Consider the following 16000-nt stretch of genomic DNA (forward strand, 5'->3'; position numbering starts at 1 on the left):
CGCCCAGACACGGGAAACTAGCGCAATGGGACTCATTCGCCTCATCATCCTCGGCATCGTCGTCTACCTCGTCTGGCAGCTGATCAAGCGCTGGCAGAACAAACCGTCCAGCCGGGTTTCACACACCCGGGACAAGCGCATCGACGGCAGCATGGCACGCTGTGATTACTGTGGTCTGTTCGTGCCGAAGGACGAGGCCATCGAGGCGAACGGCCGCCACTACTGTTCCGAGGCGCACCGCCTGGCCGACGGCAAGGATCAATGAAGCGGACCGGCTACGCCGTCCCCTCCGCCCTGCGCAACGCCGACCGGCAGGATTCGCTGACCTGGAAGCCGCTGCGCTTTCTCACCCTCTACCGTCTGGTGCTGGCCGCACTGCTGGTGCTGCTGTTCTTCCTGCTCCCCGGCGCACGCAACCTGGGCAGCGACAATCCCTGGCTCTACGCCGTGGTCAGCCTGGGCTACTTTCTGTTCGCCCTGGTGGTCGGCTTCAGCACCCGGCTGCGCCGCCCGGGTTTCCAGCTGCAGGTGCTGCTGCAGATCACGGTCGACATCCTGGCCATCGTGCTGCTGATGTATGCCAGCGGCGGGCTGGACAGCGGACTGGGCATCCTGCTGGTGCTGGCCGTGATCGCCGGCGCCATGCTGATGCCGGGGCGCATGGCCTTCTTCTTCGCCGCCGTCGCCACCCTGGCCCTGATGGCCGAATTCGCCTACCGCTACCTGACCTATGCCGGCCTGGACTCGTCCCAGTTCACCCGTGTCGGCCTGCTCGGCATCACCCTGTTCACCGCCGCCAGCCTGGCCTGGCTGCTGGCCAAAAGGATCCGCGAGAGCGAGGCCCTGGCCGAACAGCGCGGCGTGGACCTGGCCAACCTGGCCCGGCTTAACGAATATATCGTTCAACGGCTGCAGTCCGGCATTGTGGTGGTGGACCACCGCGAACGGATACGGCTGATCAATGACGCGGCCTGGGTGATGCTGCAGATCCCCACCGAAGCCCGGCCCGAAGGCCTGACCGCCTTGTCACCGGAACTGGCCGGGGCCCTGCGGACCTGGCAGCAGAATCCCGGCCGGGAACCGGAGGCCTTCCAGCCGCCGCGCTCGGAGGCGGTGCTGCAGCCGCGCTTCACCCGCCTGGGCAGCGGCGCCGATGCGGCCACCCTGATCTATCTGGAGGACACCGCACTCATGGCCCAGCAGGCCCAGCAGATGAAGCTCGCGGCCCTGGGCCGGCTCACCGCCAGCATCGCTCACGAGATCCGCAATCCGCTGGGCGCCATCAGCCACGCCGATCAACTCCTGGGCGAGAGCCCGAACCTCGGGGACGCCGACCAGCGGCTGGTCGAGATCATTGCCAGTCATGCCGACCGGGTCAACGGTATCGTGGAGAACGTGCTGCAGCTCTCGCGCCGCGGCACTACCCAGCCGCAGCGGCTGCTGCTGGCCGACTGGCTGAACGAGTTCGTCGACGACATGATCAACTACCAGAACCTGGACAGCGACACCGTCACGGTGGACATCGACCCGGTCGACCTGCAGATCGAATTCGACCCGGGCCAACTCAATCAACTCACATGCAACCTGATCCAGAATGCGCTCAACCACGGCAGCCGCAGCGGGCAGACACTTGAGGTGAAACTGGTCGGGCGGATCTCGGAGTCCGGCGCGCCCTGCCTGGACGTGATCGACAACGGCCCGGGCATCGACAGCGAGACCCTTGGCAGTATCTTCGAGCCCTTCTTCACCACCTCGGCCAGCGGCACCGGCCTGGGCCTGTACCTGGCGCGCGAACTGGCCGAGATCAACCGCGCCCGACTGAACCATATCGAGCGCGAGGAGGGCGGCAGCTGTTTCCGCATCACCTTCGCCCGGGTGGATTAGGTTGCATAAAGAGCGCCACGGAAAACACGGAAAGGATAAAGGTCATGCCACCGGGCGCGCAGCGCCGGCGTTACACAGCGGATTGAAATATTTTCCACATCACCGAAAAGACCGTCATTCCCGCGCAGGCGGGAATCCATAGACCGCTGCGGCTGCTGGATCCCCGCCTGCGCGGGGATGACGATGTGGGACTGCAGTCCATGTATTCTGGCTCCTGAGCAATAATGAATTTGTCCGTGTTTTCCGTGTATTCCGTGGCGCTCCTTGATATGATTTTTCCGCGCATTGATCAAAACAGGAACCCGCATGGCCCGCTACCGCGCACTCGTTGTCGATGACGAACCCGACATCCTCGAGCTGATCGAGATCACGCTCGGGCGCATGGACATCGACACCACCACCGCCGCCGACCTGGCCGTGGCGCGCAAACAACTCGGCAACGGCGCCCGCTTCGACCTGTGCCTGACCGACATGCGCCTGCCCGACGGCTCCGGCCTGGACCTGGTCGCCGAGATCCAGGCCAGCCGGCCCGACCTGCCGGTGGCCGTGATCACCGCCTACGGCAGCATGGACACCGCCGTGCAGGCGCTCAAGGCCGGCGCCTTCGACTTCGTCTCCAAGCCGGTGGACCTGCAGGTGCTGCGCAACCTGGTGGGCACCGCACTGAAACTCTCCGATACCCGCAGCTTCCCCGCGCGCGACCGTCGCTCCCGCGACGAACTGATCGGCGACTCTGCCCCCATGCAGCGCATCCGCGCCCTGATCGCCAAGCTGGCCCGCAGTCAGGCCCCGGTCTACATCAGCGGCGAGTCCGGCACCGGCAAGGAACTGGTCGCCCACCTGATCCACGACAAGGGGCCACGCGCCGAGCAGCCTTTCATCGCGGTCAACTGCGGCGCCATCCCGGCCGAGTTGATGGAAAGCGAGTTCTTCGGCCACAAAAAAGGCAGCTTCACCGGCGCGACCGGCGACAAGGAAGGCCTGTTCCAGGCCGCCAGCGGCGGCACCCTGTTCCTGGACGAGGTCGCCGAACTGCCGCTGCACATGCAGGTCAAGCTGCTACGCGCCATTCAGGAGAAGGCCGTGCGCCCGGTGGGCGAGCAGCGCGAGACGCCGGTGGACGTGCGCGTACTCACCGCCACCCACAAGAACCTGGAGCAGCTGGTGCGCGACGGTCACTTCCGCCAGGACCTGTACTTCCGCATCAACGTGATCGAACTGAAGGTGCCGCCCCTGCGCGAGCGGCGCGAAGACATCCCCCGGCTGGTCGAGCACCTGCTGAGCAAACTCGGCCACGACGCCCGGCACCGGCTGAGCGACACCGCGGTGCAGGCCCTGCAGGCCTACGATTTTCCCGGCAACGTACGTGAACTGGAAAACATCCTGGAGCGCGCCGTCACCATGGCCGAAGGTGAAATCATCGAAGCCGAAGACCTGCACCTGCAGACGAACACGGCAAGCGACCAACCGACCACGGCCGGCAGTCCTCCGCCGCCCGGCAGCGTCCCGCTGGAGGACTACCTGGGCGAGATCGAGAAACAGGCCATCCTCGACGCCCTCGACCAGACCCATCAGAACAAGACCGCCGCCGCCGAACTGCTGGGCCTGAGCTTCCGCGCCCTGCGCTATCGCCTGAAGAAGCTGGGCTTGGACTGATTCCCGCTGCGCCAATCCCCCATCCGTGTTTTCCGTCATCCCCGCGCAGGCGGGGATCCAGAAACCGCCATCACTATAAGGCCACCGGTGCGCCATCCTTCCGAGCAACGACACATCACGTCACCCGAGTGACAAAAATTGTCACATGCAGCCTTGTGATTTGTGACCAGCCTCACAATCACGAGCCACCAAGAACTCTCTGACAGCAACACAAATGAAAGTTATTTATTGATTTTTCTTGTTATTTTATGCCTTTCGGTCACACAGGAGGCAGCCTGGCACACCTCATGCTTCCCTAAGACCACGACCGGCGCCAGCATGGCCCCGCCGTCGCCACCGACAAATAAATTTTGGGAGATTCACCATGAAGAAGACACAACAGGGTTTTACCCTTATCGAACTCATGATCGTGGTCGCGATCATCGGCATCCTGGCCGCCATCGCGATCCCGGCCTATCAGGACTACACCAAGCGTGCCAAGGGTTCTGAGTTGCTCAGCATTGCCTCCGGTGCGAAGGCATCTGTGGGCGAGTACATTGTTACTAGAGGGTCAATGCCGACAGACCAGACAGAAGCCGGCTTCGAGGATCAGTCCACCACCATCGTTGACAGCATGGTCTGGAATGGCAGCGCCATCGTCATCACTGGTAACGCAACCGAGGTTGATGGTCTGGTCCTTGAACTCACCCCGACAATCAACGCAGCGGGAGCAGTCGAGTGGGATTGCGCCGCAACTGCAGCTCAGAACCTTGCTCCTGCAAGCTGCCGTTAATCAAAACCCTTCAATTTACTCACAACAGGGCCGCCGCATGGCGGCCCACTCAGTTAAAGACAATGAAATTACGTAATCAGGCTGTCGTTTCATCGCTATTCATTGCAGGCCTGCTGCTATGCATCGCGATATACTGGATCGGAATTGATGGCACTTTCATTCTCGATGACACTGCCAATATCAATCAGGCGGTAATCAAAGAATCCACCAGCGAGTCCTGGATACACGCCGCCTTCAGTAACGACTCCGGCACCCTTGGCCGCCCAATCTCCGCAGCTAGCTTTGCCTTCACCAGCCTGTTTCATGGACTGGATCCGGCTGCATTCAAGTATCACAACCTGCTCCTGCATCTGATCACAGGAATTCTGCTGTGGCTGCTGGGCCACAGAATACTCATCAGTCTACCTAATCGAATTTCCGAAACCCGTGCCTGGTATATCGCTGGAGCCGCCGCCATTCTGTGGTTGATACACCCGCTTCTTGTCAGCACAACGCTGTATGCGGTTCAGCGCATGACACAGCTGTCCACACTGTTCATTATCATTGCATTGCTCAGCTATGTCGCATTCCGTGCGAGACTACACCAGCGCCCGTTCATGTATGGCGCCGGCATGTTACTGACGGTTGGAATCTCCGGTCTCATGGGGGTTTTCAGCAAAGAAAATGCCGCATTACTCCCCCTCTATCTCTTAGCCGTGGAATGCATCGTCTTCCAATGGAAACTTCCACGAACAGAGAAGCCAAGATCACACGCAGAGAGCACCAGCCGCAAGAATGGCACGAAAGCAGCACGGCACATTCTGATTGCATTTCATGCCATTTTTGTAGTGATACCGCTTAGCGCCGCTCTTATATACGTCATTATCAATTGGTCAGACCTCACGCATGGCTACACCAATCGTCAGTTCACCTTGCCAGAGCGCCTGCTAACCGAAGCTCATGTCGTGTGGTTTTACTTGAAAGCAATCATATTCCCCCGCGTAGCGGATATGACCCTGTTTCACGACGCCTATCCAATACAGTCACAGCTCGACATTGCCACCACAGCCGCTTTCGCCGGCCATGCCATATCGTTGATAACAATGATATCAATGGCACGTAAAGCGCCTGTGCTTGCCTTAGGAATAAGCGTTTTTTACATTTCACACGCGCTTGAATCCACCTTTATTCCACTTGAACTGGTGTTCGAGCACAGGAATTATCTGGCAACCTGGGGAATAATGTTCACATTGACGTATTATATCGTGGGAACACCCGGGCAAGCAGAAAAATTGAAATTTGCAAGATACACAACCGTCGTCAGCATCATTGCACTTTTCTCATTCATGGCACACACGCGCGCACTGACATGGCAAAAAGAAGAACTGATCACCATAGCTGCGCTGGAGAAATACCCGAATTCTGTTCGGGCGCTCAGCCATCTTGCCAACATCAACCTGAAGCGCGGCTCAGTGGAATACGCTCGCCATTATATCGAATCCGCGGTCGAGGCAGCCCCGGATCAGGCCGGCCCGGCACTTCACCTGCTTTTCACATACTGCAAGGCCGACTCCTACCCGGAAGAGTTGCATGACAGGATCGTACACACCCTCCGCACAGGAATCGCCACGGTTTATGCCCAAAACGGCGCATACTCGCTAGCCATGCTGAAAAACAAAGGCGAATGCATTGCAGTAAAAACCAATGAAGTTGCAAAGTTTCTACTCGCTTTCCTAGAAAATCATCGTATTAACAACGAGATACGCTATTACCTTCTTCTCCAATTAGGCCGTGTCTATCTAGCTGACGGACAGGCTGAAGCAGCGCGATCAAGCTTTAACAAAGCGACAAAATACCAATCACATGCACCGTACATACATCGTCTAATGGCTTTGGAAGGCTCCGTCCTCAGCAGCATTGAGTTGAAGGATATGAAATCCGCCACCAAATCCCTCTTGGAGATCAATGCGCTCGCCAGCGACCCCAGACTAAAATCCATATTCAATATCGAGGGAACCATTGAAAATCTCGAGGAAATAGACGATGAAGCGCTGAAACTAAAAGCTATAAAGATGGCGCCTATAAGCCACAACAAAACGACCCATCATCCAAACTCATAATGACGCTTCACCACTAACCCCATAACACTCATACAACAACGTCGCCAGACAATAAGCGCGCCACAAATCCTACGCACCTTGCACCCAAGCGCTCGGAAAATAAAACAGCACATCCTCGCGTTAACTTAATAATACAACTGTGAGGCACCCCGCACCCCGGAAGATCAATCCTTACTATACAACCGCGACCGGATCAGAAGCCCCGTCAAGAAGACGATAACTTCGACACAGAACGACCAGGCTCTTGCCATGGAAGCATAGACGAGCGCAGCCCCCGCATCCGGTATCTGTGTCATCAGGTAGCCCGCCCCGGCGGCCTCGCGCACACCCAGACCTGCGGGCGCAAATGGGACGAGTATTCCGGCAACATTTGCGACCGCCTGACTGAGCATGACGACGGGATCGATATGAACAGAAATTGACCGGAACATCAGCCAGTAGGCCGCAACCATCAAAAACCAATGCATCGCACATGACAACAGCAGAGGAATACTGTTCGCACCCTCACGCGGCATTGACAAACCCGCACGCGACGAAAATCGCGCCAATATTCGATGGACACCGCGACTACGCTCACTTGCATAAACGACAAGAATAACCATTAAAAGTGGCACGGGGTAGAGCACCGGGGCCTGTCCCGCAATCGCAAGCAGGCCTATTGACCCCACTCCCAAACCCGCAAGGATTATCGCTACCTGATACCAGCCGACACGCGCAACGGAATCGCGAAATCGAAAGTCTTGCGACTCAAGCAGGGAAGCCATCGACAGAATCGGCCATACCTTACCAGGAATATACTTCGTCAACACAGGAAGAAGTACGCTGGCCGCCGCCCGTCTGAATGGCATCGATATCCCCGATGAGCGCAGATAACCATGCCAGGTCCATGCTCGATACCAGAAAAATGCATAGAGCAGCACAGTTGAACCCGCCATCAAGCCCCAATCGACGCTGACGGAGAGAAATCGCTCCGGCTCAAGCGCCATAAATGCGCCAGCAGCCGCAGCTATGGCAATAATCGGGAGATAGCGCAGGACCGCAATCATGGCCGCATCAGTAACTTGGCGGGAAGCAGTAGCACCTTGCGCATCAGCGTTTACAAGAGATAGCTTGGCCAGTACCGTATGTAGCGATATATAATACGCACATCGCTGATCCGATCCGCCAGATCCCTCCAGAAAAACCCAAACCCGCGCGATCGACTGGCCATCGGGTCATACCCCAGAGCCGACATCTCTCTGGCGCATAGCCCCTCAATGGCAGCAATCTCATCATCGCGCAGAATTTTCTGCCAGTCGTTGATTCGCTTAGGGTTTGGTCTAACACCATTTCTGACTGTATTAATCTCAAAGCCTGAACGGGAGAAAAAGACCGGCTTTGCCTGACCAAGAAGATTTTCAACCGGGACAGCGGGCAACTGAAGAAACCGGAGTATCTCATTCATAGTTTCCTCAAACCGGCAAATCAACTCTTCATATTTCACTAGCAAAACATTCTCCGGACACGACTCCGGGTACTCGATGAACGAGACGATCTCCTGGTTGTCACGCCTCCAACGTCTGCAGCCGCGGATAACGGAATTGGTGTGCTGCCCCGAACGCTTCATCGAGGCCACAACCGCACGCGGATCCCGGTATACAAGGACCCACCTGGCATCCGGAAACGCATACTCAAACAGGGATCGATATCGCACGAACCGTGGCGTCTTCTGCCCCCATATCCGCGCGCCAACAGTTTTTGACATATTCTCATGCAGCCCGGCGACAGTTCGCACAACCGTATCCCCAATCACCTCGGGGCCTTTGTACCAACAAAGCAGTTGCGGCTCGTGATGGAGCAGCCAACGGATAAACAATCCCGGCCTGCAGTCGCCCAGGCGCAGATAGTCGACCAGAAAGAGTGATTCCGATGGAATATAAACATCAGGATGCGCATCGACAATCGTGCGCAACAAAGAGGTACCGGAGCGACCGCAGCCGGCAATAAAAATAGGTCCGCATGCCTTGGAATTGGTCATAGACCCGGAACCAGGATACTCATTCAAGCCCCTGAAGCAGGCACAAAATCATGAAGCTCGGTTTCCATAATATGGAAATGGAGTCTGCTTGATTGTCGCACAATGAACAATCCCCGCTGCCATCGACGGCCAAGGCATCATTCCTGAGGCATCAATCGCTCCTGCGGCTTCTACGCCGATCCTCATCCGCCCCTTTATAATGCAGTGCCGAGACCTGTTCGGACACAATGCCGATCAGAAACGTCAGCAAGGCAGAATTGAACAGCAGGGCGCTCATATTGGTGAACCTCTGCCACTGGATATAGGTATATCCATAGTATGCCAGCCCGGTCACGAACAGCAGGGCACTGATCGGCAGGAACAACCGCATCGGAGAAAACAGCGCACCAATCTTGATAATGATAATAAAGAAACGCAAACCATCCCGCAGCACCTTGATATTGCTTTTGCCTTCACGGCGTCCAGCACGGATAGGCACATACGCCACCGGCAGTCCGGAACGGAAGAAGGCCATAGTACTTGTCGTTGGATAAGAGAAACCGTTTGGCAGCAGATACAGAAACTTCCGGAAATGCCTGCCACGGACAGCACGAAACCCAGAAGTCAGATCCTCGATTCTGTACCCCGTCATAATGGAGGCCAGTCGGTTATAGAACAGGTTGGCAAGGCGGCGACCCTGCGAAGCATGGGTATCAAGTTGCCGCGCACCCACCACCATCTCGTAGCCCTCCCCCATTTTCGCCAGGAGCCTGTCGATATCTTCCGGGTCATGCTGCCCGTCGGCATCCATGAAAACGAGAATATCGCCCCTGGCTTCACGCGTCCCGGTTTTGACTGCGGCGCCATTACCCATCGAATAGGGATGCGAGATGACCCGCACCGAGTTCTCCCTTGCCAGGTCGGGCGTTCTATCGGTTGAACCATCATCCACCACCATGATGTCCGCATCGGGATACCGGTCCCTCAACCTGGGCAGCAGAGACTGCAGGCCAGCCGCCTCGTTTTTTGCCGGAAGGATGATCGAAAGTTCGCAAACTTCTGTATTATTTAGTTCTTCCATGCTACCTACTCGAATCTATAGTTGATTTATTTCCCCAAGCACCGCCGCCATGGACAAAAACTTCAGGTAATATACCGAGGCATCTGCGCCCCGAGGATGCCAGCAACATAAAATTGATTTAACCAGGATAAGAATTATTTATCTTTAAGTAAACCCTACCAGCTGCCGACAAACTAATGGTATTTTGGCCAGTATCGGCTGAGCCGCTTTTCCAAAAAGTTTCATTGAGTTGCACAGTTTCAGGGAGTGTAGACGGAACTCATGGTATCACCGAACCCCAAAATCCAGCTCAGCGGCCTGGCGCGCCGTCTGGTACTGGACGAAATCATCTCCGAACCCGACATGCTCCAGGCCCTGGAGACGGCCAACCGCGACAAGCAGCCACTGGTCAAGTATCTGGTCGGCAACAAGATCTGCACCAGCCGGCAGGTGGCCAATGCCGCCTGCACCGAGTTCGGCGTGCCGCTGTTCGACCTGTCGGTCATGGACATGGAGACGGCCCCGCTCAAGCTGGTGGACGAGAAACTGGTCCGTCAGCACAACGCCCTGCCCCTGTTCAAGCGCGGCAACCGGCTGTTCGTGGCTGTCTCCGACCCCACCAACCTGGCCGCCCTGGACGAGATCAAGTTCCATACCGGCATCACCACCGAACCCATCCTGGTCGAGGAGGACAAACTCACCAAGGTCCTGGACTCGGCCATGGATGCGATGGACAGCACTATGTCCGATCTCATGGACGACGATCTGGACAATCTGGATATCCAGTCAGGCGACGAAGATGACGCCGGCCAGGACGTCGATTCCTCCGAAATCGACGACACCCCGGTGGTGCGCTTCGTCAACAAGATCCTGCTCGACGCCATCAACAAGGGGGCCTCGGACATCCACATCGAGCCCTACGAGAAGACCTTCCGGGTGCGCATCCGCCAGGACGGTGTGCTGCACGAAGTGGCCAATCCCCCGGTAAACCTGGCCAACAAGATCGCCGCCCGCGTCAAGGTCATGAGCCGCATGGACATCGCCGAGCGCCGCGTCCCCCAGGACGGGCGCATCAAGATGCAGCTCTCCAAGAACCGCGCCATCGACTTTCGTGTGAATACCTGTCCGACCCTGTTCGGCGAGAAGATCGTACTGCGTATCCTCGACCCCAGCAGCGCCAAACTGGGCATCGACGCCCTGGGCTACGAGGAACACCAGAAACAACTCTACATGAAGAACCTGAACAAGCCCTACGGTATGATCCTGGTCACCGGACCGACCGGTTCGGGTAAGACGGTCTCGCTCTACACCGGCCTGAATATCCTCAACACACCGGATCGCAACATCTCCACCTGCGAGGACCCGGTGGAAATCAATCTGCCGGGCATCAACCAGTGCAACATGAACCCCAAGACCGGGTTCACCTTCGCCGAGGCCCTGCGCGCCTTCCTGCGCCAGGACCCGGACATCATCATGGTGGGTGAGATCCGTGACCTGGAAACCGCCGAGATCGCCATCAAGGCGGCCCAGACCGGTCACATGGTCATGTCCACCCTACACACCAACGATGCGCCCCAGACCCTGGCCCGCCTGATGAACATGGGGGTGCCGCCCTACAATATCGCCTCGGCCGTGAACCTGATCATCGCGCAGCGCCTGGCCCGGCGCCTGTGCAGCAACTGCAAGCAGATCGATGATGTACCCGAGGCCGCCCTGCTGGAAGAGGGCTTCAAGCAGGAGGACGTCTCGGGGCTGAAGCTCTACAAGGCCAATCCCGAAGGTTGTGACCAGTGCACGGGCGGCTACAAGGGCCGGGTTGGTATATATCAGGTCATGGAGATCTCCGAGGAGATGTCCCGCATCATCATGGACGGCGGCAACGCCCTCCAGCTCGCCGATCAGGCGAAGAAAGAGGGCATCATGGACCTGCGCGAGTGCGGGCTGGAGAAGGTCAGGCAGGGCATCACCGGCCTGGAAGAGGTCAACCGCGTGACCAAGGACTAGGGGGAATGTCGGGTTACGCTGTTCGCTGACCCGACCTACAGGGACGACGAAATCAACCCTGTGACGACGAATTAGCTCAAGGGACAGAAGGACGATGGCAGAGAAAGCGCTCAAACAGGATATGTTCGTCTGGGAAGGCACGGACCGGCGTGGCAACAAGGTCAAGGGCCAGACCCGCGCCAATAACCAGAACCTGATCAAGGCCGACCTGCGCCGTCAGGGCATCACGCCGCTCAAGGTGAAGAAGAAATCCGCCCTGGCCTCGGGCCGCAGAAAGAAAAAGATCGAGCCCAAGGACATCGCCATCTTCACCCGCCAGCTGGCCACCATGATGTCGGCCGGCGTACCCCTGGTGCAGGCCTTCGACATCATCGGCCGCGGTCATGAGAACCCCTCCATGCAGGAGCTGGTCATGACCATCAAGACCGACGTCGAGGGCGGCAGCAACCTGCGCGACGCCCTGGCCAAGCACCCGCTGTATTTCGACGAGCTGGTGTGCAACCTGGTCGAGGCCGGCGAGGCCGCAGGTGTGCTGGATACCCTGCTGGACAAGATCGCCACCTACAAGGAAAAGACCGAGGCGCTGAAGAGCAAGATCAAGAAGGCCCTGTTCTATCCCACCGCCGTGGTGGTGGTGGCCTTCATCGTCACCGCCATCCTGCTGATCTTCGTGGTCCCCCAGTTCGAGGAACTGTTCGCCGGCTTCGGCGCCGATCTGCCGGCCTTCACCCGCATGGTGATCGACCTGTCCGAGTTCATGCAGTCCTACTGGTGGGCGGTATTCGGCATCATCGGCGGCCTGATCTATGGTTTCATGCAGGCCAAGCGACGCTCGCCCGCCTTCAACCACACACTGGACAAGATCGTACTCAAGCTGCCCATTGTCGGCGACATCCTGACCAAGGCCGCCATCGCCCGTTATGCACGCACCCTGTCCACCATGTTCGCCGCCGGCGTGCCTCTGGTCGAGGCGCTGGACTCGGTGGCGGGTGCGACCGGCAACAGCGTCTATTCCAATGCCGTGCTGCGCATGCGCGACCAGGTCTCCACCGGTCTGCAGCTGCAGCTGGCAATGAACCAGACCGGCCTGTTCCCCAATATGGTGGTGCAGATGGTCGCCATCGGCGAGGAGGCCGGCTCGCTGGACGCCATGTTGAGCAAGGTCGCCGACTTCTACGAGCAGGAGGTCGACGACGCCGTCGACGGCCTGAGCAGCCTGCTGGAGCCGTTGATCATGGCGATCCTGGGCGTGCTGGTGGGCGGCCTGGTCATCGCCATGTATCTGCCGATCTTCAAGATGGGCCAGGTCGTATAAACCTGTACCCATGGAACTGCTGGAACTCATCCGGACCAGTCCGGGCTGGCTGATCGGCGTCTGTGCGCTGCTGGGCCTGGTGGTCGGCAGCTTTCTCAACGTGGTCGCCCACCGCCTGCCGCTGATGATGCAGCGCGAGTGGGAGTCGCAGTGCCGGGAACTGCTCGCAGCGCCGACTGCGGACGATACCACTCCGGAACGGTTCAACCTGCTCACCCCGGCCTCGCGCTGTCCCCACTGCGGCCACCGCATCCGCGCCATCGAAAACATCCCGGTCCTGAGTTGGCTGTTCCTGCGCGGCCGCTGCGGCGAGTGCCGGACACCCATCTCCGTCAAATACCCGCTGGTCGAGGCCTTCACCGGCCTGACCGCGGGGCTGCTGGCCTGGCATTTCGGCTTCGGCTGGCCGCTGGCCGCCGCCCTGGTCTTCACCTGGATGCTGATCGCCCTGAGCGTGATCGACATCGAGCACCAGCTGCTGCCCGACTCGCTCACCCTGGCCCTGCTCTGGCTGGGCCTGCTGCTGAGTCTGGGCGAGGTCTTCGTCGGTCCGGAACAGGCCATCATCGGCGCCGCTGCCGGCTATCTCGCACTGTGGACGGTGTACCAGCTGTTCCGGCTGCTCACCGGCAAGGAGGGCATGGGCTTCGGCGACTTCAAACTGCTCGCCGCCTGCGGCGCCTGGATGGGCTGGAAGCTGCTGCCGCTGATCATCCTGCTCTCCTCGCTCGTCGGCGCCGTGGTCGGTGTGGCGATGATCCTGATTCTCGGCCGCGACCGCCAGCTGCCCATCCCGTTCGGCCCCTACATCGCTGCCGCCGGCTGGATCGCGCTGCTGTGGGGCGAGGACCTCATCCAGGGTTATCTGCGCTTCGCCGGGTTATAATCGATCAATCGATAGCCACGGAAGACACGGAAAGCACGGACATGAGATGTAGATGTAGGTCGGGTTAGCCCGAAGGGCGTAACCCGACATGACCCGTGGATGCTTGTCGAGTTACGCTGCGCTAACCCGACCTACGCGCTTTACTCAGTCCAACCGACCAGATAATCGTCCGTGCTTTGCGTGTAGTCCGTGGCGCTTTTGATTTTTTGGTGATATCTCCATGCTCAAGATCGGACTCACAGGCGGCATTGCCTGCGGCAAGTCGACCGTGGCGGCGGGCTTTGCCGAACTCGGCGTGCCGGTGATCGACGCCGACGTGATTGCCCGGGAACTGGTGGAACCGGGTGAGCCGGCGCTGGCCGAGATCGCCCGGGAACTGGGCCAGGCGTTCATCGCCGCTGACGGCCGACTGGATCGCGTCCGGCTGCGCGACCATGTCTTCCGTGACCCCATGGCGCGCAAGCGGCTGGAGGCCATTCTGCACCCGCGCATCGCGGCCGAAATGCAGGCCCGCGCCGATCGGCTCGACACTCCCTATTGTCTGCTGGTGATTCCGCTGCTGCTCGAGGCCGGCCAGCAGTCGCTGGTCGACCGCATCCTCGTCGTCGACTGCCCGGAGGTACTTCAGCGCGCGCGGCTGGCTGAACGCGATGACGCCGACCCCGAACAGATCTCCGCCATCCTCGCCAGTCAACTCGAACGCGAGCGCCGGCTGGCCGCAGCCGACGATATCCTCTGCAATGACGGCACGCCGGAACAACTGCGGGACCGCATCGACGGGCTGCATGCCCGGTATCTGACACTGGCGGAACAAGCAGGAAGCCGCAGGCCGGAATAAGGGCCCTGAGGCGAATGGCACTTACTCAAGCCGAGTGCCGCCCGTCATTGCGAGCAAAGCGTGGCAATCTCGTACTGCAGAACCAACCGGATGGAGATTGCCGCGTCACTTCGTTCCTCGCAATGACGACTCAGTAAGCGTCATTCGGCCCTAAGGCCCGTTTCCTGCATCACGCCGCGCGGGACAACCTCCCGCATGCGCAAATGCCGCGAGCGCTGCGCTTATCCCGACCTACCCATTCTCCCATTTGCGGCAACCGGATCAGTGAGTGACAATAGGGCAACGATAATCACCGGCAGCCCGACGCAAGCCCTCTCCAGTGGACCATAAAGTCATTTACGAACAACCGCTTAATGAGCGTATTCGCTCTTTCCTGCGGCTCGAGTTCCTGTTCCAGCAGATGCGCCATCAGCTGGGCGGGACCTCGCCCTGGGACAGCCGTGCAGCCGTCAGCACCCTGCTCGAGATCCTGAGTATATTCGGTCGCAGCGACCTCAAGACCGAAGTCATGAAGGAGTTGGAACGGCACACGGCCAACCTGGCACGGCTGGAGCAGAGCCCGGACGTGGACCGCGGCCAGCTGGCCAGCCTGCTCGACGAGATCGACACCCTGATCGACGAACTGCATGCCATCAAGGGCCAGGTCGGGGCCCATCTCAAGGGCAACGAACTGATCGCCAGCATCCAGCAGCGCAGCGCCATCCCCGGCGGCACCTGCGACTTCGACCTGCCGGTCTACCATTTCTGGCTGCAGCTGCCGGCCGAGGACCGGCTGCACGACCTGGCCGGCTGGCTGGAAGCCTTCGACGTGATCGGCCGGGCGATCCGTCTGATCCTGCGGCTGATCCGCAGCAGCCACCTGTTCCAGCCCGCCACCGCTGAGGCCGGCTTCTACCAGAAATCCCTGGATCCGCACCAGCCCTGCCAGATGGTGCGCGTCGCCGTGCCGGCCGGCTCGACCTTCTATGCCGAGATCAGCGGCGGCAAGCACCGATTCACCGTGCGTTTCATGGAACAGCCCTCGATCAACGACAGGGCAACGCAGACCGGCCGGGACATCGAATTCGAAATCGCCTGCTGCACAATCTGAAACGACAACAAATCGATGGGTTGCGCTGCGCTTCACCCATCCTACATTAAGGCTTTATGTCGAAAGCAAAGCAACAGACCACCGTGCCCTGCCCCATCTGCGGCAAACCCAGCCGCTGGGCCGAAGACAATCCCTGGCGGCCCTTCTGCTGCGAACGCTGCAAGCTGATCGACCTGGGGGAATGGGTGGCCGAGGAGAAACGCATCCCCGGCCCGCCGCTGGAGGATATCCCCAGCAGCGATGACGGGCAGGATTGAAACAGCGTCACGGAATACACCGAAATATAAGTAGGTCGGGTTAGCGCAGCGTAGCCCGACAGTTGTGCGGACAGACGTCGGGTTACGCCCTTCGGGCTGACCCGACCTACGGTTATATTATTGTTGTCCGTGCCTTCCGTGTA

Annotated in this window: 14 protein-coding genes; 11 read left to right on the forward strand and 3 right to left on the reverse strand. The window is 59.2% G+C overall.

Features of this window, described 5'->3' with window-relative positions; translation table 11 throughout:
* Window positions 1–25 precede the first annotated feature (25 nt).
* The 5 genes from CFK21_RS12885 (at window position 26) to CFK21_RS12905 (ending at window position 6411) form a co-directional block, all read left to right on the forward strand.
* The gene (locus CFK21_RS12885) at window positions 26–265 is read left to right on the forward strand and encodes a PP0621 family protein (protein ID WP_096367038.1); all 240 of its coding nucleotides are present in this window, start codon (window positions 26–28) and stop codon (window positions 263–265) included.
* On the forward strand, window positions 262–1884 hold the full coding sequence (locus tag CFK21_RS12890) for an ATP-binding protein (protein WP_096367039.1): 1623 nt from the start codon (window positions 262–264) through the stop codon (window positions 1882–1884). Before CFK21_RS12885 ends, CFK21_RS12890 begins: the two co-directional genes overlap by 4 nt.
* A gap of 306 nt (window positions 1885–2190) precedes the next feature.
* Window positions 2191–3540: a sigma-54-dependent transcriptional regulator gene (locus CFK21_RS12895; RefSeq protein ID WP_096367040.1), complete on the forward strand. Its 1350-nt coding sequence runs from the start codon at window positions 2191–2193 to the stop codon at window positions 3538–3540.
* Between the two features lie 364 nt (window positions 3541–3904).
* Window positions 3905–4312 carry a pilin gene (locus CFK21_RS15610; protein WP_096367041.1) on the forward strand — a complete coding sequence of 136 codons (408 nt, stop codon included), beginning with the start codon at window positions 3905–3907 and terminating at the stop codon, window positions 4310–4312.
* Between the two features lie 62 nt (window positions 4313–4374).
* Entirely contained in the window at window positions 4375–6411 is a 2037-nt protein-coding gene (locus CFK21_RS12905) for a tetratricopeptide repeat protein (protein WP_096367042.1), read from the forward strand.
* A 164-nt stretch (window positions 6412–6575) separates the two neighbouring features.
* Here CFK21_RS12905 and CFK21_RS12910 read toward each other — a convergent pair whose 3' ends face one another.
* The 3 genes from CFK21_RS12910 to CFK21_RS12920 all read right to left on the reverse strand — a co-directional run bounded on the left by CFK21_RS12910 (window position 6576) and on the right by CFK21_RS12920 (window position 9488).
* Window positions 6576–7457 (reverse strand): lysylphosphatidylglycerol synthase domain-containing protein, encoded by an 882-nt coding sequence (locus tag CFK21_RS12910; RefSeq protein ID WP_096367043.1) that lies wholly within the window; start codon window positions 7455–7457, stop codon window positions 6576–6578.
* A 50-nt stretch (window positions 7458–7507) separates the two neighbouring features.
* A complete protein-coding gene (locus tag CFK21_RS12915) occupies window positions 7508–8428 on the reverse strand; it encodes a sulfotransferase family protein (protein ID WP_096367044.1) in 921 nt (306 codons plus the stop codon).
* 151 nt (window positions 8429–8579) lie between these two features.
* The gene (locus tag CFK21_RS12920; RefSeq protein ID WP_096367045.1) at window positions 8580–9488 is read right to left on the reverse strand and encodes a glycosyltransferase family 2 protein; all 909 of its coding nucleotides are present in this window, start codon (window positions 9486–9488) and stop codon (window positions 8580–8582) included.
* Between the two features lie 261 nt (window positions 9489–9749).
* Between CFK21_RS12920 and pilB the strand changes: the two genes are divergently transcribed.
* The 6 genes from pilB (at window position 9750) to yacG (ending at window position 15857) form a co-directional block, all read left to right on the forward strand.
* A complete protein-coding gene (pilB, locus tag CFK21_RS12925) occupies window positions 9750–11471 on the forward strand; it encodes a type IV-A pilus assembly ATPase PilB (RefSeq protein WP_096367046.1) in 1722 nt (573 codons plus the stop codon).
* 94 nt (window positions 11472–11565) lie between these two features.
* Complete coding sequence (locus CFK21_RS12930) at window positions 11566–12786, forward strand: type II secretion system F family protein (protein WP_096367047.1); 1221 nt, start codon at window positions 11566–11568, stop codon at window positions 12784–12786.
* A 10-nt stretch (window positions 12787–12796) separates the two neighbouring features.
* Window positions 12797–13672, forward strand: a complete 876-nt coding sequence (locus tag CFK21_RS12935) for a prepilin peptidase (RefSeq protein WP_096367048.1) — start codon at window positions 12797–12799, stop codon at window positions 13670–13672.
* 220 nt (window positions 13673–13892) lie between these two features.
* The gene (gene coaE, locus CFK21_RS12940) at window positions 13893–14510 is read left to right on the forward strand and encodes a dephospho-CoA kinase (RefSeq protein WP_096367049.1); all 618 of its coding nucleotides are present in this window, start codon (window positions 13893–13895) and stop codon (window positions 14508–14510) included.
* 319 nt (window positions 14511–14829) lie between these two features.
* Window positions 14830–15600 (forward strand): cell division protein ZapD, encoded by a 771-nt coding sequence (zapD, locus tag CFK21_RS12945; RefSeq protein ID WP_096367050.1) that lies wholly within the window; start codon window positions 14830–14832, stop codon window positions 15598–15600.
* A 56-nt stretch (window positions 15601–15656) separates the two neighbouring features.
* Complete coding sequence (gene yacG / locus CFK21_RS12950; protein WP_096367051.1) at window positions 15657–15857, forward strand: DNA gyrase inhibitor YacG; 201 nt, start codon at window positions 15657–15659, stop codon at window positions 15855–15857.
* The last annotated feature ends 143 nt before the right edge of the window (window positions 15858–16000 follow it).

The organism is Thiohalobacter thiocyanaticus, from assembly GCF_002356355.1.
GTDB classification, from domain to species: domain Bacteria; phylum Pseudomonadota; class Gammaproteobacteria; order Thiohalobacterales; family Thiohalobacteraceae; genus Thiohalobacter; species Thiohalobacter thiocyanaticus_A.

What these genes read in the sequence shown, in the direction of transcription:
- CFK21_RS12930 (WP_096367047.1), top strand. Translation starts at nt 11,566, where the DNA reads ATGGCAGAGAAAGCGCTCAAACAGGATATGTTCGTCTGGGAAGGCACG.
- pilB (WP_096367046.1), top strand. Translation starts at nt 9,750, where the DNA reads ATGGTATCACCGAACCCCAAAATCCAGCTCAGCGGCCTGGCGCGCCGT.
- CFK21_RS12915 (WP_096367044.1), bottom strand. Translation starts at nt 8,428, where the DNA reads ATGACCAATTCCAAGGCATGCGGACCTATTTTTATTGCCGGCTGCGGT.
- coaE (WP_096367049.1), top strand. Translation starts at nt 13,893, where the DNA reads ATGCTCAAGATCGGACTCACAGGCGGCATTGCCTGCGGCAAGTCGACC.
- yacG (WP_096367051.1), top strand. Translation starts at nt 15,657, where the DNA reads ATGTCGAAAGCAAAGCAACAGACCACCGTGCCCTGCCCCATCTGCGGC.
- CFK21_RS12920 (WP_096367045.1), bottom strand. Translation starts at nt 9,488, where the DNA reads ATGGAAGAACTAAATAATACAGAAGTTTGCGAACTTTCGATCATCCTT.
- CFK21_RS15610 (WP_096367041.1), top strand. Translation starts at nt 3,905, where the DNA reads ATGAAGAAGACACAACAGGGTTTTACCCTTATCGAACTCATGATCGTG.
- CFK21_RS12935 (WP_096367048.1), top strand. Translation starts at nt 12,797, where the DNA reads ATGGAACTGCTGGAACTCATCCGGACCAGTCCGGGCTGGCTGATCGGC.
- CFK21_RS12885 (WP_096367038.1), top strand. Translation starts at nt 26, where the DNA reads ATGGGACTCATTCGCCTCATCATCCTCGGCATCGTCGTCTACCTCGTC.
- CFK21_RS12890 (WP_096367039.1), top strand. Translation starts at nt 262, where the DNA reads ATGAAGCGGACCGGCTACGCCGTCCCCTCCGCCCTGCGCAACGCCGAC.
- CFK21_RS12895 (WP_096367040.1), top strand. Translation starts at nt 2,191, where the DNA reads ATGGCCCGCTACCGCGCACTCGTTGTCGATGACGAACCCGACATCCTC.
- CFK21_RS12910 (WP_096367043.1), bottom strand. Translation starts at nt 7,457, where the DNA reads ATGATTGCGGTCCTGCGCTATCTCCCGATTATTGCCATAGCTGCGGCT.
- CFK21_RS12905 (WP_096367042.1), top strand. Translation starts at nt 4,375, where the DNA reads ATGAAATTACGTAATCAGGCTGTCGTTTCATCGCTATTCATTGCAGGC.